This window comes from Micromonospora yangpuensis, from assembly GCF_900091615.1.
GTDB lineage: Bacteria > Actinomycetota > Actinomycetes > Mycobacteriales > Micromonosporaceae > Micromonospora > Micromonospora yangpuensis.
This window is the reverse complement of record NZ_FMIA01000002.1, coordinates 4689277-4714731: the sequence shown is the minus strand read 5'-3', so window position 1 is coordinate 4714731 and position 25455 is coordinate 4689277. Positions and strand designations below refer to the sequence as shown.

The following is a 25455-nucleotide window of genomic DNA, read 5'->3' as shown; positions in this document are numbered from 1 at the left end:
GCGGCGGACGGGGTGGCGCGACCTCAGCGGACGGCGGCGGCGACGGTCAGGGTGCCGGTTGCGGTGTCGAGGGTGGCGGTGGTGCCGACGGGGACGGTGAGCTGCCCCTCGCCGTGGCCGACCGGAAACCCGCCGAGCACCGGTACGCCCAGGTCGCCGAGGCGCTCGGTCAGCACGTCGGCGACCGTGGTGGCCCAGCCGTCCGCGCAGCCGGTGAACTGGCCGACCGCCACCCCGGCCACCCCGGCCAGCGCGCCGGCCCGCCGCAGGTGGGTGAGCATCCGGTCGACCTTGTACGGCGGCTCCTGCACCTCCTCGACGAGCAGGATCGCCCCGGTCAGGTCCGGCAGGTCCGGGGTGCCGACGGAGGCGGCGAGCAGGCAGAGGTTGCCGCCGAGCAGGGTGCCGGTGGCCCGGCCGGGCACCCGTACCGGGCCGGTCTCGGCCGCCGGGTCGGCCGTCAGGGTCACCGGTGCGGTGCTGGTCAGGGCGGCGTGCAGCGACTCGGCCGAGCGCAGCGGGGTCCGCTCGTCCAGCCAGGCCGCCCCGGGCCCGTGCACACTTGCCAGCCGGGCGCCCCGCCAGAGGGCGAGTTGCAGCGCGGTGATGTCGGAGAAGCCGGCCACCACCTTCGGATCCCGGCGTACGGCAGCCATGTCGATGGCGTCGACGATCCGTTGTGCGCCGTACCCGCCCCGGGTGCAGATCACCCCGCGTATCGCGGGATCGGCGAAGGCGGCGTTCAGGTCCGCCGCCCGCAGCGCGTCCGCACCGGCCAGGTAGCCCTGTCGGGCGTACGCGTTCGGGGCGGGCACCGGGCGCAGGCCCCAGCCGGTGAGCAGCTCGACGCCCCGGGCGACCCGTTCCGGGCGGGTGGGCCCGGACGGGGAGACCAGCAGCACGGTGTCGCCGGGGCGCAGGGCGGGCGGCCGTACCGCCTCATCCCCGGCGCGGTCGGCCGCCTCGCTCGACGGGGTGCGATCCGTGCTCACAGCGGCCGAGCCTAACCCGCCCCCATCGCCGCTCGTGCCACCCCGCCAGATGTAAGGAGGGGACCCTTCTCGACCGTATGCGTTAATAGGGGGCCCTTCCTTACACCTTGGGCGGGGCGCGGGGGGAGGGGGTGGGACCCGATAGCCTCGACGCGTGGGAACTGCGTTGGTGATCGAGAACGATACGTTTGACGACCCCCGTCGACTGGGGGAGTGGCTGACCGAGGCCGGGCTGGAGCTGCGGGTGCTGCGCCCGTACGCCGGTGACGACCTGCCGGCCGACCTGTCCGGGTTCGTGGCCCTGGTGGTGCTCGGTGGTGACCGGCACGTCGGCACGGGCGCGCAGCCCCCCTGGTTCCCCGCTGTCGAGGGGCTGCTGCGCAAGGCGGTGCGGCACCGGGTGCCCACCCTCGCCGTGGGGCTGGGCGCGCACCTGCTCGCCACCGCGCACGTCGGACTGGTCGAGCCCAGCCCGGCCGGGCCGGGGATCGGGCCGACGGTGGCCGGCAAGCGGGACGCCGCCGAGCGTGACCCGCTGTTCCGGTACGTGCCGTTGATGCCTGACGTGTTCCAGTGGCACTCCGCCGAGGTCACCGAGCTGCCCCGGGGCGCGACCCTGCTGGCCGCCTCCACCCGCTACCCGCACCAGGCGTTCCGCCTCGGCGACCGGGCCTGGGGGCTGCAGTTCCACATCGGGTGCGACACCGCGATGGTCGCCGAGTGGGCCGCCGCCGACGCGGATCTCCTGGCCGAGCTGGGCTACGACCCGGAGGTGGTGGTGGGCGCCTGCGCCGAGGTGATGGCCGACGTCGAGGAGGTCTGGCAGCCCTTCGCCGCCCGGTTCGCCGCGCTGGCCCTGGGCGAGCTGGACGACGCCCCGATCCGGCCCAGCCTGCCGCTGCTCGGGCACTGAGCCGACGATGAACCGACCCAACACCAGACTCGCCCGGTACGGCTTCGGCACCGCCGAGGGCGAGGACGTCACGCGCGCCGCCGAACTGCTCGGCCCGGACGGGCTGGACCTGTGGCGGGCGGCCAGCCAGGAGCCGGTCGACGCCCGCGCCGCCGAGCTGCTGACCGGCCTCTCCCGGGCCGCCGACCCGGATCTCGCCCTGCGTCAGCTGCACCGGATCGTCGAGGCCGAGCGGCGTACCGCCGGGGACGCGCCCTCGGCCCTGCTGGCGGCGATGCGTGACGATCCGGGGTTGCGCCGCCGGGTGGTGGCCGTACTCGGTGCCTCGTCGGCGCTCGGCGACCACCTGGTCGCCAACCCCGACCAGTGGGCCACCCTGGCCACCGAGGCCGACGGGCTCGCCCCACTGGCCGACGGCCACCTGCACCTGACCGACGTCGACACCGGCACCGCCCGGTCGGTCGCCGACACCGCGCGCACGACCGCCGGCAGCCTACGACCCGCCGCCGGCACCGGAGCGGCGTCCGGCACTCCGGCCGCCGGCAGCGGTCCCGCCGGCACCCCGGCCGCCGAAGCGCAACCGACCCGCGCCGGTGGGCGGGAGCGGCCCCGGGTGGCCGGGCACCGGCGCGGCGGGCCGGTCGGCAGCGGTCCGCGCATCGCCGAGCTGCGGCGGGCGTACCGGTTGGCGTTGCTGCGGATCGCGGCGGCCGACCTGACCGGCGGCCGGGGCCTGGAGCAGACCATGGCGGCGCTCTCCGCGCTTGCCGACGAGACCCTTGCCGCGGCGTACGAGATCGCCGTCGCCGAGCTGCCCGAGGGCACGCCGCGCCCCCGGCTGGGCGTGGTGGCGATGGGCAAGTGCGGCGGTGACGAGCTGAACTACGTCTCCGACGTGGACGTGATCTTCGTGGCCGCCGACGACGCCGACCTGATCGCCGGCACCACGGTCGCCACCCGGCTGATCCACATCTGCGGGCTGGTCGCCTGGCCGGTCGACGCGGCGCTGCGGCCCGAGGGCAACCGGGGCCCGCTGGTGCGTACCCTCACCAGCCACCTGGCCTACTACCAGCGGTGGGCGCGGACCTGGGAGTTCCAGGCGTTGCTCAAGGCCCGCCCGGCCGCCGGGGACCTGCCGCTGGCCCAGGAGTGGATCGACGCGCTCGCGCCGCTGGTGTGGCGGGCCGCCGAGCGGCCCGAGGCGGTCGAGGACGTCCGCTCCATGCGCAAGAAGATCATCGAGAACATCCCGCCCCGGGAGCAGGAACGCGAGATCAAGCGGGGCCCCGGCGGGCTGCGCGACATCGAGTTCGCCGTCCAGCTGCTGCAACTCGTACACGGCCGGGGCGACGAGAAGCTGCGGGTGCCGGGCACCATCCCGGCGCTGCGCGCCCTGGTCGGTGGCGGGTACGTCGGTCGCGCCGACGGTGAGGGCCTGCTACGCGGGTACCGTTTCCTGCGCGCCGTCGAGCACCGCCTCCAGTTGCAGGGCCTGCGCCGGACCCACACCGTGCCGACCGACCCGGCCGGGTTGCGCTGGCTGGCCGCCGCGCTGGACTACACCGCCACGCCGGGGCGCAGCGCCGTCGAGGCGTTCCGCGCCGACTGGGTCGCGCACGCCACCGAGGTACGCCGGCTGCACGCCAAACTGCTCTACCGCCCGCTGCTGGAGGCGGTGGCCCGGGTGCCTGCCGACGGGCTGCGGCTGACCCCGCAGGCGGCCCGCAACCGGCTGGAGATCCTCGGTTTCGCCGATCCGGCCGGCGCGCTGCGGCACCTGGAACGCCTCACCGGCGGGGTGAGCCGCACCGCCGCCATCCAGCGGACCCTGCTGCCGGTGCTGCTCGGCGAGTTCGCCGACGCACCCGAGCCGGACCGGGGGCTGCTCAACTACCGGCAGGTCTCCGACAAGCTCGGCAGCACCCCCTGGTACCTGCGCCTGCTGCGCGACTCCGGCCCGGTGGCCCGCCGGTTGGCCCGGGTGCTGTCGCTGTCGCGGTACGCCACCGACCTGCTGGCCCGGGAGCCGGAGGCGCTGCGGCTGCTGGCCGAGGAGAGCGAGCTGGCCCCGCGTACCCGGGAGACCCTCAGCGAGGGCTTCCTCGCCGCCGCTGGCCGACACGGCGACCCGGTCCAGGCCACCCACGCGGTCCGGGCCCTGCGCCGGCGGGAACTGCTCCGGCTGGCCTGCGCCGACGTGTTGAGCCGGGCCGACGGCATCGCCCCCCGGCCGCCCCGGTTCGAGGGCAACCCCCGTCGTCCGGCGGCGATGGCCGACGTCATCACCGCCGGCACCGCCCTGGCCGCGGTCACCGACGCCACCCTCACCGCCGCGCTGCGCATCGCCCGCGCCGCCAAGCCGGGACCGGAGGGACTGCGCTTCGCGGTGATCGGGGTGGGCCGCCTCGGCGGGTACGAGTCGAACTACCTCTCCGACGCCGACGTGCTCTTCGTCTACGACCGGCCCGCCGACGTGGAGGAGCGCGCGGCCAGTGCCGCCGCCCACGCCGTCGCCGAGGAGCTGCGCCGGCTGCTCGGCATGCCCGCCCCCGACCCGGCGCTCGGCGTCGACGCCGACCTGCGTCCCGAGGGCCGGCAGGGTCCACTGGTACGCAGCCTCGCCGCCTACGCGCAGTACTACTCCCGCTGGTCGAAGGTGTGGGAGGCGCAGGCGCTGCTGCGGGCCCGGTTCGTCTGCGGCGACGCCGACCTGGGTGCGGAGTTCGAGGCGATGGTCGACCCGGTGCGGTACCCGGCCGACGGGCTGACCCGCGAGCAGGTGGTGGAGATCCGGCGGATCAAGGCGCGGGTGGAGAGCGAGCGGCTGCCCCGGGGCGCCGACCCGGCCACCCACACCAAACTGGGCCGGGGCGGGCTCGCCGACGTCGAGTGGGCGGTGCAGCTGCTCCAGCTGCGGCACGCCGGGCAGTACCCGGCGCTGCGGGGCACCCGTACCCTCGACGCCCTGGCCGCCGCCCGCGACGCGAAACTCGTCGACGAGGCCGACGCCGCCGAGATGGCCGCCGGCTGGACCATGGCCGCCCAGGCGCGCAACGCGCTGATGCTGGTGCGCGGCCGGGCCGGCGACCAGCTGCCCCGGCACGGCGTGGAACTGGCCGGGGTGACCCGCATCCTCGGCCGCGACGACCCCGGCGAGTTCCTCGACGAGTACCTGCGCACGGCCCGCCGCAGCCGCAGCGCCATGGAACGCGTCCTAGATGCCTAACGAGAAAGGAAGGGCCCCCTCTTATCGCTTTCTGTATAGCAGGGGCCCCTTCCTAACGACGCTGCCGGCGGTCGGGGTCGCGTTGCTGCTGGGCGCGGCGTTCCTGGCCGCCCCGCCGATGGGCACCGACCTGGCCGCCCAGGTGGCCCGGGCCGCCTTCGTGGAGCGGCACGGCTACCTCCCGATCGACCTCGGTTGGTACGGCGGGGTCAACCAGTTCGGCTACAGCCTGCTCACCGCCGGCCTCGGCGCGACCCTCGGCGTACCGGTGCTCGGGGTGCTCGCCGCGCTCGTCGGCACCGCCGCGTTCGGGTGGCTGCTGGCCCGGCACCGGGCCCCGCGGCCGGTACTCGGCGGCGTACTGGGCGCGGTCGTGCTGGTCGGCAACCTGGTCAGCGGCCGGATCACCTTCGCCGTCGGACTGGCACTGGGTCTGCTGGCGCTCTGCGCGATCTCGGCGGAGCGTCCCGGCCGGCTGCTCAGGTTGGCCCTGGCGGCGCTGCTGGCCGCCACCGCGACCTGGGCCAGCCCGGTCGCCGGGCTCTTCGTCGGCCTGGCCGGCGGGGCGATCCTGCTGGCCGGCCTGCGCCGCGCCGACCCGCCGCCAGCACGTGCGACCGACGCGCATCAGGACGACGCGGATCAGGACGACGCGCATCCGGCCGACGCGGATCAGGACGACGCGCATCCGGCCGACGTGGACCGGGCTGGCATGGGCCGGCCGGCCGGGCAGCCGGCCGGGTCGCCGGGCAGGCGGCTGGTGGGTGGCTGGTGGAGCGACCGGCCGTTGGCGGAGAGCCTGGTGCTCTGCCTGGCGCCCGCGCTGGCACTGGTGCCGATGGCCCTGCTGTTCGGCAACGGCGGCACCCAGCCGTTCTCGGTCGAGTCGATGAAGGCGAACGTGGCGCTGGCGGTGGTCGTCCTCCTCGTGCTGCCCCGCCGGCTCCGGGTGCTGCGGATCGGCGCGCTGCTGACCGTGTTGCTGCTGGTCGCCGCCTACCACCTGCCGAGTCCGATCGGCTCCAACTCGCTGCGGTTGACGATGCTCTTCGCGGTGCCGCTGGTTGCCGCGTTCGCCGTGCTGCCGCCCCGGCTGGGGCGGGGCGGTGCCCGCTCGCCGGTCTGGTTGGCCGCCCTGCTGGCCGCGCTGGTGTGGTGGCAGCCGCCGGTGATGCTCGACGACCTCGGCCGGGCCGGCTCGGTGGAGACCTCCGCCCGGTTCTACCAGCCGCTGGTCGACGAGTTGGCCCGCCGCCAGCCGGTCGGCCGGATCGAGGTGGTGCCGCTGCGCGACCACTGGGAGTCGACGTACCTGCCGCCGGAGGTCCCGCTCGCCCGGGGCTGGGAACGCCAGGTCGACAGCGACCGTAACGCGATCTTCTACGCAGGCGAGCTGACCGCCGACCGGTACGCCGAATGGCTGCGCCGGGAGGCGGTGAGCCATGTGGCGCTCGCCCCGGACAGCCCACCGGACCGGTGGGGGCGTACCGAGGCGGCGCTGATCAAGGGTGACCTGCCGTACCTGCGGGAGGTGTGGCGTGACCCGACGTGGCGGCTCTACGCGGTGGTCGACCCGACGCCGCTGGTCGCCGCGCCCGGCCGGCTGCTCTCCGCCGACCAGGCCGCGGTCCGGTTCACCGTGGACACCCCGGGCGAGGTGACCGTCCGGGTACGATGGTCGCGCTGGCTGAGCCTGTCCGGTCCGGCCGGCTGCGTGGCCCCCGGCGACGCGTCGTCGGTGACGGTCCGCGCCCCCACGACCGGAGAGTACGAGCTGAGCAGCGCCCTCCGCCCGACCGGCCACTGCCGACCGGCGCACCCCTGACCGGCGTACCCGGGCCGGCCGGGGCTGCCCGTCGGGGCCGTCCGGCCGGTGCCGGCCCGGTGGCGTACGCCCACCTCGACACCGCCGCCGGCGTAGCTGGCAGCATGACGGGTGTGCCTCACCACCTCGTACGCTGGACCGGCCTGGCCGGCTCCGTCCTGCTCGCGCTCTCGGCGTTCCTCGGCGGCGCGCTGCCGTCGGCGCCGCTGCGCAGCTCGCCGGTCGTCATCTGGCAGGCCCGGTACGGCCCGCTGGTCCTGATCGCCTGGCTGGTCGGTACCGGCCTGTTGGCCTGGGCCTGGTGGTCGCTGCGCAACCGGGAGCTGTCGCCGCGCTGGGTGCTGGTCACCGCCGCGCTGTGGGTGTTGCCGATGGCGGTCGCGCCGCCGTTCGGCAGCCGCGACGTCTACGCGTACGCCTGCCAGGGGGCCAGTTTCATCAACGGGATCAGCCCGTACGAGCAGGGGGTCTCCGCGCTGCCCTGCCCCTGGCTGGAGACCATGTCCTACATCTGGCGGGACACCCCCGCCCCGTACGGACCGCTCTTCGTGATCATCGCCGGGGCGGTGGTCGGGATCACCGACTCGCTGACCGCCAGCATCGTGATCTTCCGGGTGCTCTGCCTGCTCGGGGTGGTGGCCACCGCGTACGCCGTGCCGCCGTTGGCCCGCCGCTGCGGCGTACCGGTGGGGCGGGCGCTCTGGCTGGTGCTGGCCTGCCCGCTGGTCGCGATCCACCTGGTCGGCGGCCCACACAACGACTCGCTGATGATCGCCCCCCTGGTCGGCGGCCTGGCGGTGGTGGCCAGCAACCGGGGACGACGGTGGCCGCTGCTCGGCGGCGGCGTGCTGCTCGGGCTGGCCGTCGCGGTCAAGGTCACCTCGGTGGTGGTGGTGCCGTTCGCTGTGCTCGCCGCGGTCGCCGGCCCGATCACCCTCCGTGCGCTGTTCCGGGACGGGCTTCCGGTGGCGCTCGGGGCCGCCGCCACCATGGTCGGCATCACCTTCGGCGGTGGGCTGGACTTCGGCTGGATCGGCGGGCTGACCACCGGTGGCGTCGCCGTCGCCTGGACCTCACCGCCGACGGCCGTCGGGCAGACCGTCAACTCGGTGGCCCAGCTCTTCGGGGCGAGCATCGACGCCATCCCGGCCGCCCGGGGGGTCGGCGTGGTGCTGCTGGCCGGCACGCTGGTGTGGATGTGGTTCCGGGCCTGGCACCAGGACCCGCTGCGCTACGCCGGCCTGGCCCTGGCGGTCACCGTGGCACTGGCCTCGGTGGTGCACCCCTGGTACTGGACGTGGCCGCTGGCGGTGATCGCCGCGACCACCGTCCGGTCGAACTGGGCCGCCCTGGTGGCGCTGGTCAGTCTTTTCATGATCCTGCCCGACGGGATCGGGCTGGCCCGGTACACCAAGATCCCGGGAGCGCCGCTGATGACGCTGGCGCTGATCCTCGGCGCGGTCGCGCTGGTACGGATGTTCCGCGCCGAGGACCGGCAGCGCGTCGAGGACCGACGCCGGGCCGAACCGGCCACCCCGTCCTGACCCCTGCCCGCTCCGCTGGCCGGCGTTGCCCGGGCGGAGTGCCTGGGCGGAGTGCCTGGGCGGAGTGCCCGGGCGGAGCGTTGCCTGGCCGGCGTGGGGCCGGGTCAGGCCGGGCCCCTCCGGCGGACCAGCACCCGGGAGTCGAGCAGGGTGCCGGTTTCACCGTCCGCACCGGTGGCCTCCCGCGACGGTGCGTCCAGCCGTTCGGTCACCCAGTCGGCCGGGTCCAGGTCGAGCAGCGCCAGGATCTCCTCCGGGGTCAGGAACCGGTGCTCCGGATGGTGTCCCCGGGCCCACGGCGGGAACGCGCCGTGCTCGACGACCAACAGCCGCCCACCCGGGGCCACCGCCCGCGCGGCGGCGCGCAGCACCCGCTGGCGGGAGAACTCCAGCGGTGTCTGCAGGAACTGGGCGCTCACCAGGTCGAACTCGCCCGCCGGGAAGGTCCGGTCCAGGTCGTGCCGCTGGAAGTCGATCAGATCGGCCACCCCGGCCCGTACGGCCTCGGCTGCCGAGCGTCGCAGCGCGGTGATCGACACGTCGACCGCCGTCACCCGCCAGCCCCGCCGGGCCAGCCAGATCGCGTCGGCGCCCTCCCCGCAACCCAGGTCCAACGCGGTACCGGCCGGCAGCTCCGCCGCCTCCTCGACCAACCGGACGTTGGGCTTCCCGCTCCACCGCCGCTTCTGCTCGGCGTAGAGCGCGTCCCAGTACCGCGCGGTCTCCGGATCGATTGCCCCCGCCGCGTCCTCCTGGGCGGCGGCGTTCCTCCGGGCCACGGCGCGGTCGGTGTCCTCGGTGACCAGGTCCGCGTTGAGCTGCCCGCCGACCGTGGTACCCGCCGCGATGGCGACGGTCACCGTCGCGACCGGATCGGTCACGTTCCCGGCCACCCAGACCCCGGGCAGCGCGGTCGCCCCCCGGGGATCGGCCGGTACCCGGTCGCCGAAGACCGTGCCGGCCACCTCGAACTCCTCGGGAGCCAGGCCGAGCCCGGCGAGCAGGTCGGCGCGGGCCCGCAGCCGGGGAGTAACCGCCAGGGCCTGCCGGGCGACCACCTCGCCGGAGGCCAGCCGGACGCCGGTGAGCCGGTCGTCGGTCACCACCACCTCGGTGACCTCACCGGTGACGACCGTGACCCCCCGGGCGGCGAGCCGTTCGGCGTCGGTCGGCGACAACGCCGGCCCGGTGTGCGTGAACAACACCACGTCGTCGGTGAGCTGCCGGAACAACAACGCCTGGTGCGCGGCGGTCGGCCCGGTGGCGAGGATGCCGACCGCGCTGTCCCGGACCTCCCAACCATGAGAGTACGGGCAGTGCAGCACGTCCCGGCCCCACCGCCCGGCCAACCCGACCACCTCGGGCAGCTCGTCGACCAGCCCGGTGGTGAGCAGCAGCCGCCGGGCGGCCACCGACCGTCCGTCGGCCAGCGCCACGGTGAACCCGATCCCACCCGTCGGAGGGTCGCTCCGGACGGCCGAGACCACCGTGGCGTCGACCAGCTCGACGCCGTACCGGGCCACCTCGGCCCTCCCGGTGGCGGACAGCTCGGCCGGCGGCACCCCGTCGTTGGTCAGGACGTTCTGCATCCGGCCGGCGGTGGCGTTGCGCGGCGTACCGTCGTCCACCACCAGCACCGACCGGCGGGACCGGCCCAGGGCCAGCGCGCCGCTGAGCCCGGCCGCCCCACCACCTATCACCACCACGTCGTACCCGTCTCGCATCGCTGTCTCCCTCACCTCGGTATCACTGCGGTGGATCCTGCGCTGATTACCGATGGAATGACAAAGAAAGTTGCCGGGATGGCAAACTCCCAAGGGTGGACGAAACTGATTCGGACGAGGTGCTGGTGGCGGTCGGGCCGCGCCTGCGGGCCCTGCGCCAGCAGCGGAGCGTCACCCTGACCCAGCTCGCGGCGGCCACCGGGATCTCGGTAAGCACGCTCTCCCGGCTGGAGTCCGGAGGGCGGCGGCCCACCCTCGAACTGCTGCTGCCGCTGGCCCGGTTCCACCGGGTGCCGCTGGACGACCTGGTAGGCGCCCCGGACACCGGCGACCCCCGGGTACGACCCCGGGCCATCCGCCGGCACGGGGTGACCATCCTGCCGCTGACCCGTCGCCCCGGCGGAGTGCAGGCTTACAAGATGATCTACCCGGCCCGGTCGGGGATGGGCGAGGTCGAACAGCAGGTGCACGAGGGGTACGAGTGGCTGTACGTGCTGGCCGGTCGGTGCCGCCTGCGGCTGGGCCAGCACGAGCTGGTCCTGACCGAGGGGGAGGTCGCCGAGTTCGACACCCGTACCCCGCACTGGTTCGGCAACCCGTACGACGAACCGCTGGAGATCCTCAGCCTGTTCGGGCCGCAGGGGGAGCGGCTGCACGTCCGCGCCCGCCCCGCGCCCACACCCCGCCGGTGAGCACCGACCCCGGTCCGCCGACGGCCGGTCGGGCCCGGTCGGCTCGGGCCCGGTCGGCGCGTTGGGTCGGGCTGGCAGGGGCGGTGCTGCTGACCGGTGCCGGTTGGCTGGGCGGTGCGTTGCCCGGTCCACCACCGCCGGGACCCGTCGGCACACCGGCCGGCTGGGCGGCGGTGGGCTGCTGGGCGGCCGGCACCGTACTGCTGGTCGGCGCCTGGTGGTCACTGCGGGAGGGGGCGCCGTCGACCGGGTGGGCGTACCGCACCGCCGGGCTCTGGCTCGTACCGCTGCTGTTCGCGCCGCCGTTGGCCAGCCGGGACATCTACTCGTACGCCTGCCAGGGCTGGGCGTACGCCGCCGGGCACGACCCGTACACGACAGGGGTGGCGGCGGCCGGCTGTCCGTGGCTCGACTCGGTCGCCCCGATCTGGCGGGACACCCCCGCACCGTACGGCCCGTTCTTCCTGCTCCTCGCGGCGGCGGCCACCCTCGGCGGCGGCCTGGTCGGCGTACTCGTGGGCCTGCGGGTGTTGGCCGTGGTCGGGGTGTTGCTGGCCGCGCGTTGCCTGCCTGGCCTGGCCCGGTCCGCCGGCGTGCCCACCCGACGGGCGGCCTGGCTGGCGCTGGCCAGCCCGCTGGTCGGCGTACACCTGGTGGCCGGCGCACACAACGACGCGGTCCTGGTCGGCCTGCTCCTGGCCGGCCTGCTGGTGCTGGTCCGCCGCCCCGGTCGGCCGGTCCCGCTGCTGGCCGCCGGGGTGCTGCTCGGGCTGGCGGTGGCGGTGAAGGCGACCGCCCTGGTGGTGCTGCCGTTCGCCGCGCTCGCCGCCGTCGGGGGCCGGTACACCTGGCGGGCGCTGCTGCGCGACGGTGGCCGGCTGGCCGCCGGGGTGCTGGCCACCCTGGTCGGCATCTCCCTGCTGACCGGGCTCGGCCTGGGCTGGGTGGCCGGGCTGGCGCGCAGCGGCGACTCCGAGCAGTGGACGTCCCCGCCGACCGCGATCGGTTTCGTGATCGACTACGGCCTGGAGGCCGCCGGGGCTGCGGCCGGCGCGGTGCCGGTGACCCGGTTCGTGGCGATGCTCCTGCTCGCCGCGTTCCTGATCGGCCTCTGGTGGCGGGCCTGGCGCTCGCTGCGCCGGCTGGACAGCGGTGGACAGCGGGGCGAGGACCGGCGGCGGGGTGAGGGCGGGCGGCCGGGCGAGAGCGGGCGGCCGGGCGAGGGTCGGCAGCGGGGCAAGAACCGGCGGCGGGGCGAGGGCGGGCGGCGGGGTGCCGTTGCGGCCCGGCCAGATGCGGACGGCGGCCGGTCGGGTGCCGTGCCGCAACGGTCGAGCCGGGACCGGGCGACGGTCCCGCGCGACGTGACGCGGGCCCGGCTGGCGCTGCTCGGGGCGGGGCTGGCGTTGGCCGCCACGGTCGTCCTGGCTCCGGTCTTCCACCCCTGGTACGCCACCTGGCCGCTGGCGGTGCTCGCCGTGGTGGCGACCCGGACCACCTGGTTCGTGCTGCCGGCCGCAGTGGCGTGCTTCCTCACCCTGCCCGACGGCACCACGCTGGCCCGGTACACCAAGGCCCCCGGCGCCGTAGCGATGACCGTCCTGGTGCTCGCCGGCCTGGTCTGGGCAACCCGCCGCCCCCGGGTAAGGAAGGGCCCCTTCTTAACGCCTTCGGTATAGAAGGGTTCCCTTCTTGCCGGAACCCATCCGCACGGCACCCGCCAGACTGGGGCCGCACCGGGCGGAGAGGACGGGCCAGCGTAATAGATCTTGGAGGGAAATGGCCCCTCCATCGGGGCCTCCCGTTTCCAAGATCTATCGTGCCACCGAGGTAAGCGAGCGCTACCGCCCCCGATCTCGCCACCCCGTCCCTAACTCGGGCGATGGCGCAGGATCGTGGAAGTGGTGGGGTCCGGGCGGCCCGAGGCCACCATTTCCTGGATTCTGTCCGACCTTGAGGGCTGGGGCCTCGACGCTGGGACATCGGGTCAGCCCTGGGTGGGTGACGTTCGGCCGGTGACGTAGGTGCCTTTGCCCTGCCGGCTCTGTAGCTCGCCGGTGATCTGGAGGAACTCGATCGCGCGGCGGACCGTGCCCACTGAGCACTCGTACCTCTCGACCAGTTCCGGTAGGGACGGCAGCTTGTCGCCCTCCTTGAGCTGCCCGGTCGCCACGCTCCTGCGGATGTCCTCGATGATCACGCGAAAGGTCGGAACGTAGCCCGTCATGAATCTATTCGACCAGACGGCGGGACTGATCGGGCGGGTCGTTTCGGGTAGGGTACCGGCAACGTCGCGTGCCGGTGGCAGACCGTGTCAGGCATGGAGGCGTCGAACGAGAAGGAGCACGACGATGATGCCGTCGTTCCCTTCGCCCTCCCGTGTCTGAGGGCGAGCGGGCCAGGCTGATCGCCTGGAGTCAGGAAATGCGTTCCGTCCACCATCGGCTGCGCGAGGCGCTGCGGGTGACTCAGGACGCGGTACGCGACGGTGTGGACGCCGAGCCGGCCACCCGGGATCTGTTGTTGTTCTGCCACGGGTTCTGTGCCGCGCTTACCGGCCACCACGAGGGCGAGGACCAGCATCTGTTCCCCGCGATCGCGGCGGCGTACCCCGAACTGCGCGACACCCTGCGGTACCTCAAGCAGGACCACTCGATGATCGGGCACCTGCTCGCCGGGCTGCGGGCCACCGTGGAACGAGCCGCTACCCCCGCCGAGATCGGCCGACATCTGGAGGGGGTCGCCGCGATCATGGAAAGCCATTTCCGGTACGAGGAACGCCAGCTCCTGTCGGTGCTGGAGACGCTCGCCCTGGACGCCGACCCACACGTGGTCCTCGGGCCGCTGTGACCGGGTGACCTGTACCGGCGCGACCTGAGGGCGGGTGATCCGTGCCCGCGTGATCCGTGCCCGCGTGATCTGCAGGCGGGTGACCCGTGCGGGCATGAGGTCGAGGGCCGACGGTGCGCTTGCGACGCCCCGGGCCGTGCTGAGCGCTGCCCGAGGCGGCGCAAGATGTGAGCAGGGGACCCTTCTCGACCGTATGCGTTAAGAAGGGGCCCTTCCTTCGCGCGAGAGACGGAGCAGGCCCCCCGCGGAACGCGGGGGGCCTGCTCCGTCGCAGCGTGTGTCAGCAGTCGAAGTACATCGCGAACTCGTGCGGGGTCGGGCGCAGGCGCACCGGGTCGACCTCGTTGGTCCGCTTCCACTCGACCCAGGTGGAGATCAGGTCGGGGGTGAAGACGCCGCCGTCGAGCAGGTAGTCGTGGTCGGCCTCCAGCGAGTCGAGCACGGCCGACAGCGAGCCCGGCACCTGCTTGACGTCGCCCCACTCCTCCGGCGGGAGGTCGTACAGGTCCTTGTCGATCGGCGCCGGCGGCTCGATCTTGCTCTTGATGCCGTCCAGGCCGGCCATCATCATCGCCGAGAAGGCGAGGTAGACGTTGGCCGACGGGTCCGGCACGCGGAACTCGACCCGCTTGGCCTTCGGGTTGCTGCCGGTGACCGGGATCCGGGTGCAGGCGGAGCGGTTGCGCTGCGAGTAGACCAGGTTGACCGGCGCCTCGAAGCCCGGCACCAGACGACGGTACGAGTTGACCGTCGGGTTGGTGAAGGCCAGCAGCGACGGGGCGTGGTGCAGCAGACCGCCGATGTACCAGCGGGCGGTGTCCGACAGGCCGGCGTAGCCGGTCTCGTCGTAGAACAGCGGCTCGCCACCGAGCCAGAGGCTCTGGTGGGTGTGCATGCCGGAGCCGTTGTCACCGAAGAGCGGCTTCGGCATGAAGGTCGCGGTCTTGCCGTTCGCCCAGGCCTCGTTCTTCACGATGTACTTGAAGAGCTGGAGCTGGTCGGCGGCGTGCAGCAGGGTGGAGAACTTGTAGTTGATCTCCGACTGGCCGGCGGTGCCCACCTCGTGGTGCGAGCGCTCCACGGTGAAGCCGGTGTCGACCAGCCGACGCACGATCGAGTCACGCAGGTCGGCGTAGTGGTCGACCGGCGGCACCGGGAAGTAACCACCCTTGTACGCGGTCTTGTAGCCGCGGTTGCCGCCCGGCTCCTCGCGGCCGGTGTTCCACGCGCCCTCGATCGAGTCGATGTAGTAGAACGACTGGTGGGCGGAGGTCTCGTGGCGGATCGAGTCGAAGATGTAGAACTCCGCCTCGGCGCCGAAGTACGCGGTGTCGGCGATGCCGCTGGCCGCGAGGTAGGCCTCGGCCTTCTTGGCCACGTTGCGCGGGTCCCGCGAGTACGCCTCACGGGTGAACGGGTCGTGGATGAAGAAGTTGATCGCGACGGTCTTCTGCGCCCGGAACGGGTCCACGAAGGCGGAGGCGACGTCCGGGAGCAGGAGCATGTCCGACTCGTGGATCGCCTGGAAACCGCGGATCGAGGAGCCGTCGAAGGCGAGGCCGTCGGTGAAGACGCTGTCGTCGAAGGACTCCACCGGCAGGTTGAAGTGCTGCATCACGCCGGGAAGGTCACAGAAACGTACGTCGACGAACTTTACGTCCTCGTTCTTGAGGTATCGCAGGAGTTCCTCGGGATTGGCGAACACACGTCCTCCTGGCTCGTCCACGGGGCTGGGCTCCTGGCGACGCTATGACCGTACGGTTGCTCGACCGTGTCCTGGTTGTTTCTGCCGTGTTACGTCGCTCGCGGAGGGTCATCTGCGCCGCTCAGGCACTGTTCACTGTCCGTTCCGACGATACCGGCCGTAACCTGGGGGCGCGCGGCGGAGGTGCCGATCGGGTCGACGCCGCTACGACAGCGTCGTCACGGCTCACCGTGACGACGTACCCAGCGCCCCTCGGCAGGCTGCCACCGGCGAAGGCCAGCCGCCGGTCCCGGGTGCGTCCGGGCGTCGGCCCCGCACCCCGGGACGGCCGTGCGCCGACGGTTCAGCGTGGCCGGATACCCTTGATCGCTGTGACCACGCCGCAGCCCCCGGTGCCGCCCTCGGCGGACCCGTCGTTCGTCCCGCCGAGCCTGGGCCGTCGGTTCGGGGCCCTGATGATCGACTGGGTGCTCTGCCTGCTGGTCGCGACCCTCTTCGCCGACCCGCTGCGCGACGGTTGGCCACCGGTGGCCGTGCTGATCGGCGAGTACGGCTTCTTCCTCGGCCTCTTCGGCCAGACCCCCGGCATGTTCATCTGCCGGATCGCCTGCGTCTCCCACACCCACGGCGGCCGGATCGGGGTGCCCCGGGCGCTGCTGCGCGGGCTGCTGCTGGCCCTGGTGGTGCCCGCCGTGCTGATGGACTCCCAGCGTCGGGGTGTCCACGACCGGCTCAGCGACTCGGTGATCGTGTCCGCCCCCGCCCGTCGAAGCTGATCGGCGCACCGCCCGATCTCGTACCGCCTCGTCCCGCTCGTCCTAACCCGCGCCGTGGCTGACGGCGTGCCCGTCCGGCCCGTCGGTGGCTGGCGGCGGACCCGTCGCGCCCCCGGTAACGACGAAGCCGGGTCCGTCGACGACGGACCCGGCTGCTGTCGGCGTACCCCCGAGGGGTTGTCAGCGGCCCCGGGACTGGCGGAAGGCGCCCTTCGGCGGCCGCATGTTCTTCGGGATCGCGCCCTTGGGTAGCTGCGGGCGGGCGGTGAGGGCCTTGAGCCGCTTGTCCAGGGCGTTGACGTCCTTGCCGCTGAGGTCGCGGGGCAGCCGCATCAGGGTCATCCGCAGTTTGCGGATCGGCAGCTCACCCTCGTCCTGACCGATCACGTAGTCGTGCAGCGGTGCCGAGCCGATCACCTTGGCCAGCCGCCGCTTCTCCTGCCCGAGCAGGCCACGGACCCGCTGCGGGTTGCCCTCCGCCAGCAGGATCACCCCCTGCCGGCCGATGACCAGGTGCACCATGTCCATCTGGGTGGTGGAGCTGACCGCCGGGGTCACCCGCCAGTCACCGCGCATGTTCTCCACGATCTGGGCCGCCGCGCCGGGCTGGCCCTCGGCGGCGTTCATCATCGCCTTGTTCGACCGGAGGTTCAGCACGATCAACACGGCGAGCAGGGTCAGCAGGATGCCCAGCGGCAGCCAGATCCAGCCCCAGAGGATCACCGCGACCACGGTGAGCGCGAGCGGGATCAGCACCGCACCGGTGGCCATCGGCGCGAACCAACGGTCCTGCTTGGCGGTGAACCGGAACACCATCCCGATCTGCTTCAGCCGCTGGCCGAACGAGACCTTCTCCTGCGGGGGCTTTGCCATGCGGCTGATTCTAGTGGGCGCCCCACAAGCCGTTGTCCCGTGCCCAGGGCCTGTCCCGCTCCCGCCGTACGCCGTCCGCCCCGCGCCCCCGCCCGCGCTCCGCCCTCCCCGGCCACCGGGGTGTGAGAAGGGGCTCCCTCTCTACCGAATGCGTTAACAGGGGGCCCTTCCTTACACCTCAGGCGGCGGCGCGGTGGGGGAGGACGGGGGCGGCCCGGCCGGTGCCGTGCTGGCCCGCGCCGGTCTGCTCGTGGCCGCTCTCCTCGTGGTACGACTCCTCGACGTTGACCGTCCAGACGTCGTGGGCGGTGCCGTCGAGGATGTTCGACACGGTGAGCATCGCGGTGAGCATCGAGTGGTCCTGGTTGTTGTAGCGGTGCATGCCGTTGCGGCCGACCGGGTAGACGTTCGGCACCGCCTCGGCCAGCCACCGGCGGATGGTCTCCACCGCCTGCTCGTACCCCTCGTCGTAGACCGGATAGGCCTTGGGCATCCGGACCACGTACCCGGCGCTGACCGCCTCCGGGTCGACCAGGCCGAGCCGGGCCAGCTCGGCGGTGCCGAGGGCGACCAGCGCGTCGTCGTCGGCCGACCACAGCTCGTCACCGACGTTGACGAAGTACTCCAGGCCGAGGCAGGTGAACCCGTCCCGCACCAGGTACGGCGACCAGGAGCCGAAGTTCTGGATCCGGCCGACCCGTACCCCGGGGGTGTGCACGTAGATCCAGTTGTCCGGGAAGCCGGCGGTCGAGGGCACCACCAGGGCGACGGTGAGGAAGTCCCGGTAGCGCAGCGCGTCGGCGGCGGCCCGGACCGGCTCGGGCGCGGGCGGGTCCATCGCCCGGACCAGCGCGGAGATCGGCATGCTGGAGACCACGTGGTCGGCGGCGATCCGCCGGGTGCCGGTGGCGTCGGTGACGGTCACCGCCACCGCCCGGCCGCCGGCGCGGTGCACGGTCTGCGCCGGTGCGTTCAGGGTCACCCGGCCACCGGCCCGGGTGACCAGCTCGGCGCAGCGTTCCCACATCATGCCGGGGCCGTACTTCGGGTACTCGAACTCCTCGATCAGGCTGGTGATCGCGGTCCGGTCGCGGCTGGGCAGCAGCGCGTTGCGTACCGCGCCGGCCAGCGACAGGTTCTTGATCCGCTGCGCGGCCCAGTCGGCCTGCAGCTCGGTGGCCGGGATTCCCCAGACCTTCTCGGTGTAGGTCTTGAAGAACATCCGGTAGAGCCGGGCGCCGAACCGCGCCGACACCCACCCCTCGAAGTGGCTCTGGTCCGCCGGGGGCCGCAGCCGGGACCAGAGGTACGACCCGACGCAGCGGGTCGCCTCGACGACGCCCAGGTTGCGCAGGGCGTTACCGGCCTTGAGGGGATAGTCGAACAGCCGCCCCCGGTAGTGGATCCGGCTCATCCGGGGCCGCAGCAGGAAGTCCTCCGCCGCCAGGATCTCGTGCCAGAGCGCCGCCACCTGTGGCACCTTGGTGAAGAACCGGTGTCCACCGATGTCGAAGCGCCAGCCGTCGCGCTCCACGGTCCGACTGATCCCGCCGACCACGTCGTCCGACTCGACCACCTCGACCGAGGCGTCGCGTCGGGTCAGCTCGTAGGCGGCGGTCAGACCGGCGGGGCCGGCTCCGATGACGACGGTATGTTGCTGGGCCATGACTAAATTCATCATCTTCGAAACATGCCGGCAACCGGTAGATCGAGGAGTGGGACGCGTCACGCGATTTTGAGATAGATGCGGTATCCGTCCACCTCGACCAGCCGCAGCCGCCCCGGCGGTCCGACCGGCCCTTGCCCCGGCTCTTCGGCGGGGTGCCCCTCCGGCTCGCCCGGTCGCCCGGCCGGGTGGCTCGCCGCAGATTCCGCCGGGTCGGCCAGGTGGCGGTCCAGGGCCGCCGCGACCGGCGAGCCGACCGGGGCGACGAAGGCGGGTCGGGTCGCCGCCGCCACGAGCCGCCGGTACGGCCGGTAACGGTCCATCCCCGGCGACAGGTCGTCGGCCACCACGGCACAGACCACCTGCTCGCCGGTGGCGAAGGTCAACCGGTTGCAGGTCCAGTACGGCGCGAGGACGTGCCGTACCCCGAGGTCCCGTAGGGTGGCGACCAGCCGGTCGTGCCGCCGGGCCTCCGCACGGGCCGCCGGCACGGTGGCCACCGCGCCGACCGTGGCCACCGCCGCGCTACCCACGGTCGCCCCCAGCACGACGACCGCGACCCCCCGGACGGCCGCCGGCCGCCATGCGTCGCGGATGGCCGCCGGCCGCCAGGTGTCCCGGCCGGTCGGCCGCCGTGCCTTCCGGGTGCCGGGGCGGCGGGCCGCGGTCCACACCGGCCAGAGCAGCGCCGGCAGCGAGACCAACAGGCAGGACAGGTACCGGGAACTCTCCACCGGGGTCAGTCCGGCCGCGCTGCTGACCGTGTACGCCGCCAGGGTGCCCACCGCACCCGCCAGCAGCGCCAACCAGAGCGCCGCCGCGGCCCGGACCGCCGGGTCCCCGGCACGGCGCAGCGTACGGCCGGCGCGGACCGCGGCGACCACCAGCAGCACCGGGAAGGCCGCCGTCCACCACAGCTGCCACGGCGCGCAGTGACCCGGCGAGCAGAACCCCATGCCCAACGGTGGCCCGAGCACCAGCCCGCCGTGCAGCCGGTCGACCCAGCCGGCGGCCTGACCGGCGCCGCCGGCGGTCAACACGGCCGCCAGCGGATTCCGGCCGGCCCGGACGCTGTCGACAAGCAGCGGCGCGGCACCGGCCAGCACGGCGGCGACCAGCAGCGCGCCGGCCGCCCCGCGCAGCTCCCGCCAGCAGCGGGCCGCCAGGACCACCCCGAACGCCGCCAGGTACGGCAGCAGCAGCGGATCCACCCAGATCATCAGCCCGGCGACGAACCCCCAGGCCGCCCAGCGCGGCAGCCGGCGACCGGTGTCCCCGGCGACCAGACCGAAGGTGAGCAGCGCCAACGCCGCCACCGCCGGCCCCAGCTCCGGATAACCGCCGCCGGCGATCAGCTGGTTCTTGACCGCCCGGTCGGAGCCCAGGGCGAGCAGCGCCAACACCAGCACCCCGAACCAGCGGTCACCGGTCAACCGCCAGGTCAGCCGCCACAGGAGCACGAGCAGCAGCAGGTACGCCGCCAGGGTGGGCAGCCGCAGGGCGAGCACCGACGGGCCGGTCAGCGCGAGCAGCGGCGCGGCCAGCCAGGCCTCCAGGGTGCCCATGTAGGCCTGGCCGTAGAAGAACACCGGGAAGTGCCGGCCCTGCCCGATGTGCAACGCGGCCAGGCCCATCGTCGCCTCGTCGCTGTTGGTCGGCGGTGCCCCGTGCAGCACCAGGCCGACCCGGTACCCGAGGCCGGCGACCACCACGCCGAGGGCCAGCACTGTCGGCAGCGCCGACCGGTACGCCGACCACCGGTCGGACGACACTTCGGACGCCTGCTGGCGTACCCCCGTACTCATGGGGGTGATCATTACAGGGAGTGAGTCTCCCGGTTGTCCCTTCGCCCGGCGGGTCGGATCCGGCGGTGCTCAGGCGGAGACGGCCGGGCTGCCCTCGCGGGCGTCCAGGGCCTGGCGGTACAGCCGACCGGCCCGGTACGACGAGCGCACCAACGGCCCGCTCATCACCCCGGCGAAGCCGATCTCCTCGGCCTCCTCGCGAAGCTCCACGAACTCCTCCGGCTTGACCCAGCGGGTCACCGGGTGGTGCCGGGGGGTGGGGCGCAGGTACTGGGTGATGGTGATCAGCTCGCAACCGGCGGAGTGCAGGTCCCGAAGGGCCTGGGAGATCTCGGCCCGCTCCTCGCCCATGCCCAGGATCAGGTTGCTCTTGGTGACCAGCCCGTCGGCGCGGGCCTGCCGGATCACGTCCAGCGACCGCTCGTACCGGAACGCCGGCCGGATCCGCTTGAAGATCCGGGGCACCGTCTCGACGTTGTGCGCCAACACCTCCGGCCGGGACCCGAAGACCTCGGCGAGCTGCTCGGGGACCGCGTTGAAGTCCGGGATCAGCAGCTCCACACCGCAACCGGACCGCAGGGCGTGGATCTGCCGGACGGTCTCGGCGTACAACCAGGCACCGCCGTCGGGCAGGTCGTCACGGGCGACCCCGGTGATCGTGGCGTACCGCAGACCCATCGCGGCCACCGACTCGGCGACCCGGCGGGGCTCGTCGGCGTCGAACTCGGCCGGCTTGCCGGTGTCGATCTGGCAGAAGTCACAGCGTCGGGTGCACTGGTCACCGCCGATGAGGAAGGTGGCCTCCCGGTCCTCCCAACACTCGTAGATGTTGGGGCAGCCGGCCTCCTGGCACACCGTGTGCAGCCCCTCGCGCTGCACCAGCCCGCGCAGCTCGGTGTACTCCGGGCCCATCTTCGCCTTGACCTTGATCCACGGCGGCTTGCGTTCGATCGGGGTCTCTGCGTTGCGTGCCTCGATCCGGAGCATCCGCCGCCCCTCGGGGGCGACCGTCGCGGTGCGCGCGGCCTGCTCGGTCGTCGGCGTGGAGTGCGAGATCGTCACAAAACCGAGCCTACGCCGGTCGGCGGCCGTCAATGCACGTCGGGCGACGGCCATCACCTCCCACCCCCTGTGACCCCCACCACCCCCCAGCAGTAAGGAAGGGCCCCCTGTTAACGCATTCAGTAGAGAAAGGAACCCCTCTCACGTCGATGGGGCACCCTGGCGGGAAGGCGGGGGCGACGTTCGCGAGTCGCCCCTGGCGGGCAGGCGGGGGCGGACGTCCGTGGGGCGTCCCTGGCGGACGAGCGGGGACGGACGTCCGCGGGGCGGGCGGGGGCGGATGGCCCTCGGACGCCCTAGCGGACAGGCGCGGGGCGGATGCCGCCCGGGATGTCCCAGCGGACGGGCGGGGAGTGCACGGGCGGGGTGGTATCCGGGGGAGGCTCAGGCGAGCAGAGTGGGCAGGTGACGCTCGACCACCGGCAGCGCGTCGGCGATGGTGACCGGGCGGCCCAGCTCGGCGCTGATCGAGGTCACCCCGGCATCCCGGATGCCGCACGGCACGATCCGGTCGAAGTACGTCAGGTCGCAGTCGCAGTTGATCGAGAAACCGTGCAGGGTGACGCCGCGCGCCACCCGGATGCCGATGGCGGCGACCTTGCGGGCCGGGCCGCGCCCGTCGGCCGGCACCCACACCCCGCTGCGCCCCTCGATCCGGTCGGTGACCAGCCCGAACTCGGCACAGACATCGATCAACAACTGCTCGGTACGCCGTACGTAGGCGACCACGTCCACCGGGTCGGGTAGCCGCAGGATCGGGTACCCGACCAGCTGCCCGGGACCGTGCCAGGTGATCTTGCCGCCCCGGTCGACGTCCACCACCGGGGTGCCGTCCATCGGTCGGTCCCATGGCTCGGTGCGCTTGCCGGCGGTGTAGACGCTCGGGTGCTCCACCAGCAGCACCGTGTCGGCGCTGGTGCCGGCCACCACGGACTCGTGAAGCCGGCGCTGCTCGTCCCAGGCGGCCTGGTAGTCGAGCTCCCCGACACGGACGGCCGTCAGGCCGGAAGACGTCACGGTCACGCCGCCCAGCCTAGTCCGCGACCTGCCCGGCTCCACCCGTGAGCCGCCTCACCACCGGGGAATCCGACTGCACCTGCGGCCGTCCCGCCGCAGCGCGGCTGTGAGAGGGGTTCCCCGCTATACCGAATGCGTTAACAGGGGGCCCTTCCTTACACCTGCCAGAGCCAGACGTCGGCTACGCGTTGCGGTTTGCCGAGCAGTGCCGTCGCGGTGCGGCGCAGCGCGTCCACGTCGATCGGGTACTTCGCGCCGTGTACCCGGTCGGGCAGCACCACCGCCTGCACCCCCCAGTAGCGTAGGTCGGCGCGGGACATTTCGACGCTGCCCTCGGTGATGATCGGCACCAGGCCGGTCCGGCCGGCCTGGTCCATCAGGGTGTCGAAGGTGCGTGGCGGCGGGCCGATCCGGCCCCGGCCGTCGGGTCCGCCGGGGCCGAGGAAGAAGCCGGCCGGCAGGGCGAACTCTCCCTGCCGGTGGGCCAGCGCGTACGCCTGCCAGCGCTGCCCGTCGGGGGTGACGTCCAGCGGCAGCGGGATCGGGGTGAGCACCCCGCCGGGGGAGACGTACTCCCGCCAGGTGCCGGCGGTGATGAAGGTCGGGATCGGCTCCCGTTCGATGGTCAGCAGCGGCAGGGGCAGCAGCGGCAGCAGCGCGACCGCGTACCCGACCGCCCAGGCCGGCCGGGTCCAGCGGTGCCGGCCGGGGGCGGTGCGCAACTGGTCGATCAGGTACGCCAGCAGCAGCCCGATCACCGGGGCCACCACCAGGGCCAGCCGGGACGGCAGCGCGGCGTTGACCACCGGCAGCCGACCGAGCAGGTCGAACGGCAGCGGTACGTCGTACCGGTGGCCGTTGACCTTGATCTGCGGCCCCCAGGAGAGCACGGTGAAGACCACGGCGGTGGTGCCCAGCGCGGTCAGGGTGGCCCGCCGGGCCGGGGTGGCCCGCCGCCACAGGGCCACGAAAGCGGCTACCGCGAGCACCAGCAGCGGTACGCCGAAGAAGGAGTTCTCCTCGGTCGGGTTCGGCGCGAGCCCGGTCTCCAGCCCGGCCGCGCCGGCCACCGACCGTTGCGGGTACGCGCCGAACGCCGCGATGTCCTCGGCGTGGATCACCGGGTCGAAGCCGGTGCCGTGGAACCGCTGCGGCCCGGCGAAGTGCAACCACAAGGGGTACGAGAGCAGCACGCCGGCGGTGACGGCGGTGATCCCCAGCCCGCGCAGGAAGCTCGGCAGCGCCGCCCGTACCTCGCCCCGGCGGGCCGGGTGCAGCGCCCAGACGCCGACGAAGACGCCCAGCGCCAGGGCGGTGAAGAAGAGCCCCTCGGCGGCGATGGAGAAGGCGACGGCCACGGTGACGCCGAAGAGGATGCCGTTGCGCAGCAGGTGCTCCGGCCGCCGCAGCGCGAACAACCGCCAGATCAGCAGTGGTACCAGCCATCCGGCGGTCCAGTTCAGGTGGGCGTTGGCGTGCGAGACCATGCCGGGGGAGTAGGCTATGAACAGCGCGCCGACCCCGGCGGCCAGCCGGCTGCCGACCAGGTGCCGGGCGAGCAGCCAGTACCAGGCGAGCGCGGTGGCGGCCAGGTTGAGCGTCAGGATCACCAGGAACGACACCGACGGCCCGAGCAGGTACGTCACCGGGGCGAAGAGCACCGCGTACACGGTGACCGAGGTGTTGACCGCCAGGTTGGCCCCGTCGGGCACGTTGATCAGGTACGTGTAGAACGGGTTCTGCCCGTGGGTCAGCGCGTGCGCGCCGTAGGAGAGCAGCCACTCGAAGAACGCCTGGTCGCTGGAGTTCACCGTGACCGCCCGGGTGTCCGGGCCGCGCCACAGGCCGCTGGTCACCCAGAGCGCCAGCGCCACCGCCACGAGCACCACCAGCAGGTCGACCCGCCGGTCCCGGGTGCTGGTGGCCGGCGGCGGCGACGGGTCGGTGACCAGGGACGGGGAGGTCGGCACGCAGCGGACGTTACCAACCGGAGCTGGACAGCCCGGTCAGACCCGGCCGATCCGGTGGCGACGGCGCTGCCCGGCGGACAGGGCCAGCCGGGTGGCGTGGTGGCCGTCGGGCAGACCGTCCTCGTTGCCTACCGGCGGCCGGCGGGGCGCTGGGAGGAGCTGCCCGGTCGGTGGGAGGAGCCGCTGGGGCGGTGCGAGGAGCCGCCGGGTCGGTGGGAACGGCGGGACGGGTCGGTCACCGCCAGGTTCTCCTCACTGACCCCGGCGGAGCTGACCGCGTAGGAGACCATCTCCGCATAGAACGCCTGGGCGGCGGGCGAGGGCTCGGTCTGCCGCTCGTCGTACTGAGGATCGATTCGGTAGCGGCCAGCGGTGGAGGACGCCGCGGTGTACTCGGTGCCGGCGCGTGAGCTGTTCCCGTCGGAAAGGTAGGCGCTTTCCGAATCCGAATCCGAGGCGTATCCGTGTTCGGTTCTCCAGGCGTCTGCCCGTCCCGCGTTGGGCGAAGGCGGCGGGGGCACGTTCGCCCTGGCGGCGGCCACCTCAGCGGTGGAGAAGGGGATGGGGATGCTGTTGTTTCTCATCGCGTTGCGGACCTGATCCACGAAATGCCGGGTGGTCTGTTCGACCGCGGCCCGCTCCGCGATCACGGTGTGGAAGGGGATCGTGGGATCAAGGTAGGCCCGGTTCTCCAGGTTGGCCAGGTTTTCTCGGGCAATCGTCAACCGGTCATAAAAACTAAGGATTGCACGCATGACAGTCCTCGCCTGGCCCGGTTCCAGGTTGGCGACCAGGTACCTGTCCGAATCCGGCAG

At 73.3% G+C, this 25455-nt stretch carries 19 protein-coding genes; 8 read left to right on the top strand and 11 right to left on the bottom strand.

Features of this window, described 5'->3' with window-relative positions:
• Positions 1-23: 23 nt before the first annotated feature.
• Positions 24-992, bottom strand: coding sequence for a S66 peptidase family protein (locus GA0070617_RS21185; RefSeq protein ID WP_091441502.1), 969 nt, complete (start codon positions 990-992; stop codon positions 24-26).
• A gap of 154 nt (positions 993-1146) precedes the next feature.
• Here GA0070617_RS21185 and GA0070617_RS21180 point away from each other — a divergent pair, with 154 nt between their 5' ends.
• From GA0070617_RS21180 to mptB (GA0070617_RS21165), 4 genes are all read left to right on the top strand, one after another.
• Positions 1147-1905, top strand: a complete 759-nt coding sequence (locus GA0070617_RS21180) for a type 1 glutamine amidotransferase (RefSeq protein WP_091441499.1) — start codon at positions 1147-1149, stop codon at positions 1903-1905.
• Between the two features lie 7 nt (positions 1906-1912).
• Entirely contained in the window at positions 1913-5131 is a 3219-nt protein-coding gene (locus tag GA0070617_RS21175) for a bifunctional [glutamine synthetase] adenylyltransferase/[glutamine synthetase]-adenylyl-L-tyrosine phosphorylase (RefSeq protein ID WP_091441495.1), read from the top strand.
• Between the two features lie 82 nt (positions 5132-5213).
• Complete coding sequence (locus GA0070617_RS21170; RefSeq protein WP_091441491.1) at positions 5214-6956, top strand: hypothetical protein; 1743 nt, start codon at positions 5214-5216, stop codon at positions 6954-6956.
• 113 nt (positions 6957-7069) lie between these two features.
• Positions 7070-8500 (top strand): polyprenol phosphomannose-dependent alpha 1,6 mannosyltransferase MptB, encoded by a 1431-nt coding sequence (mptB, locus tag GA0070617_RS21165; RefSeq protein ID WP_175440609.1) that lies wholly within the window; start codon positions 7070-7072, stop codon positions 8498-8500.
• A gap of 104 nt (positions 8501-8604) precedes the next feature.
• Here mptB (GA0070617_RS21165) and GA0070617_RS21160 read toward each other — a convergent pair whose 3' ends face one another.
• A complete protein-coding gene (locus GA0070617_RS21160; protein WP_091441487.1) occupies positions 8605-10224 on the bottom strand; it encodes an FAD-dependent oxidoreductase in 1620 nt (539 codons plus the stop codon).
• Positions 10225-10319: 95 nt separating this feature from the next.
• Between GA0070617_RS21160 and GA0070617_RS21155 the strand changes: the two genes are divergently transcribed.
• Positions 10320-10916, top strand: a complete 597-nt coding sequence (locus tag GA0070617_RS21155) for a helix-turn-helix domain-containing protein (protein WP_091441484.1) — start codon at positions 10320-10322, stop codon at positions 10914-10916.
• Entirely contained in the window at positions 10913-12595 is a 1683-nt protein-coding gene (gene mptB / locus GA0070617_RS21150) for a polyprenol phosphomannose-dependent alpha 1,6 mannosyltransferase MptB (protein ID WP_229688217.1), read from the top strand. Before GA0070617_RS21155 ends, mptB (GA0070617_RS21150) begins: the two co-directional genes overlap by 4 nt.
• A 308-nt stretch (positions 12596-12903) precedes the next feature.
• Here mptB (GA0070617_RS21150) and GA0070617_RS21140 read toward each other — a convergent pair whose 3' ends face one another.
• The gene (locus GA0070617_RS21140; protein WP_091441480.1) at positions 12904-13143 is read right to left on the bottom strand and encodes a GntR family transcriptional regulator; all 240 of its coding nucleotides are present in this window, start codon (positions 13141-13143) and stop codon (positions 12904-12906) included.
• 197 nt (positions 13144-13340) lie between these two features.
• On the opposite strand from GA0070617_RS21140, the gene GA0070617_RS21135 reads away from it, so the two are divergent.
• Positions 13341-13766, top strand: a complete 426-nt coding sequence (locus tag GA0070617_RS21135; protein ID WP_229688216.1) for a hemerythrin domain-containing protein — start codon at positions 13341-13343, stop codon at positions 13764-13766.
• 280 nt (positions 13767-14046) lie between these two features.
• Here GA0070617_RS21135 and glnA read toward each other — a convergent pair whose 3' ends face one another.
• Positions 14047-15471 (bottom strand): type I glutamate--ammonia ligase, encoded by a 1425-nt coding sequence (gene glnA, locus GA0070617_RS21130; RefSeq protein WP_091441472.1) that lies wholly within the window; start codon positions 15469-15471, stop codon positions 14047-14049.
• A gap of 371 nt (positions 15472-15842) precedes the next feature.
• On the opposite strand from glnA, the gene GA0070617_RS21125 reads away from it, so the two are divergent.
• Positions 15843-16247 (top strand): RDD family protein, encoded by a 405-nt coding sequence (locus GA0070617_RS21125; RefSeq protein WP_229688215.1) that lies wholly within the window; start codon positions 15843-15845, stop codon positions 16245-16247.
• A 180-nt stretch (positions 16248-16427) separates the two neighbouring features.
• Here GA0070617_RS21125 and GA0070617_RS21120 read toward each other — a convergent pair whose 3' ends face one another.
• The 7 genes from GA0070617_RS21120 to GA0070617_RS21090 all read right to left on the bottom strand — a co-directional run bounded on the left by GA0070617_RS21120 (position 16428) and on the right by GA0070617_RS21090 (position 25365).
• The gene (locus GA0070617_RS21120) at positions 16428-17120 is read right to left on the bottom strand and encodes a DUF4191 domain-containing protein (protein ID WP_091441469.1); all 693 of its coding nucleotides are present in this window, start codon (positions 17118-17120) and stop codon (positions 16428-16430) included.
• 178 nt (positions 17121-17298) lie between these two features.
• Positions 17299-18786 (bottom strand): NAD(P)/FAD-dependent oxidoreductase, encoded by a 1488-nt coding sequence (locus GA0070617_RS21115; protein WP_091441462.1) that lies wholly within the window; start codon positions 18784-18786, stop codon positions 17299-17301.
• Positions 18787-18845: 59 nt separating this feature from the next.
• The gene (locus GA0070617_RS21110) at positions 18846-20591 is read right to left on the bottom strand and encodes a hypothetical protein (RefSeq protein WP_139135727.1); all 1746 of its coding nucleotides are present in this window, start codon (positions 20589-20591) and stop codon (positions 18846-18848) included.
• A gap of 69 nt (positions 20592-20660) precedes the next feature.
• The gene (gene lipA / locus GA0070617_RS21105; RefSeq protein ID WP_091441457.1) at positions 20661-21707 is read right to left on the bottom strand and encodes a lipoyl synthase; all 1047 of its coding nucleotides are present in this window, start codon (positions 21705-21707) and stop codon (positions 20661-20663) included.
• Between the two features lie 330 nt (positions 21708-22037).
• Entirely contained in the window at positions 22038-22676 is a 639-nt protein-coding gene (gene lipB / locus GA0070617_RS21100) for a lipoyl(octanoyl) transferase LipB (protein ID WP_091441455.1), read from the bottom strand.
• Positions 22677-22825: 149 nt separating this feature from the next.
• Entirely contained in the window at positions 22826-24640 is a 1815-nt protein-coding gene (locus GA0070617_RS21095) for a DUF6311 domain-containing protein (RefSeq protein ID WP_091441453.1), read from the bottom strand.
• Positions 24641-24768: 128 nt separating this feature from the next.
• Complete coding sequence (locus GA0070617_RS21090) at positions 24769-25365, bottom strand: hypothetical protein (protein ID WP_175440608.1); 597 nt, start codon at positions 25363-25365, stop codon at positions 24769-24771.
• Between the last annotated feature and the right edge of the window lie 90 nt (positions 25366-25455).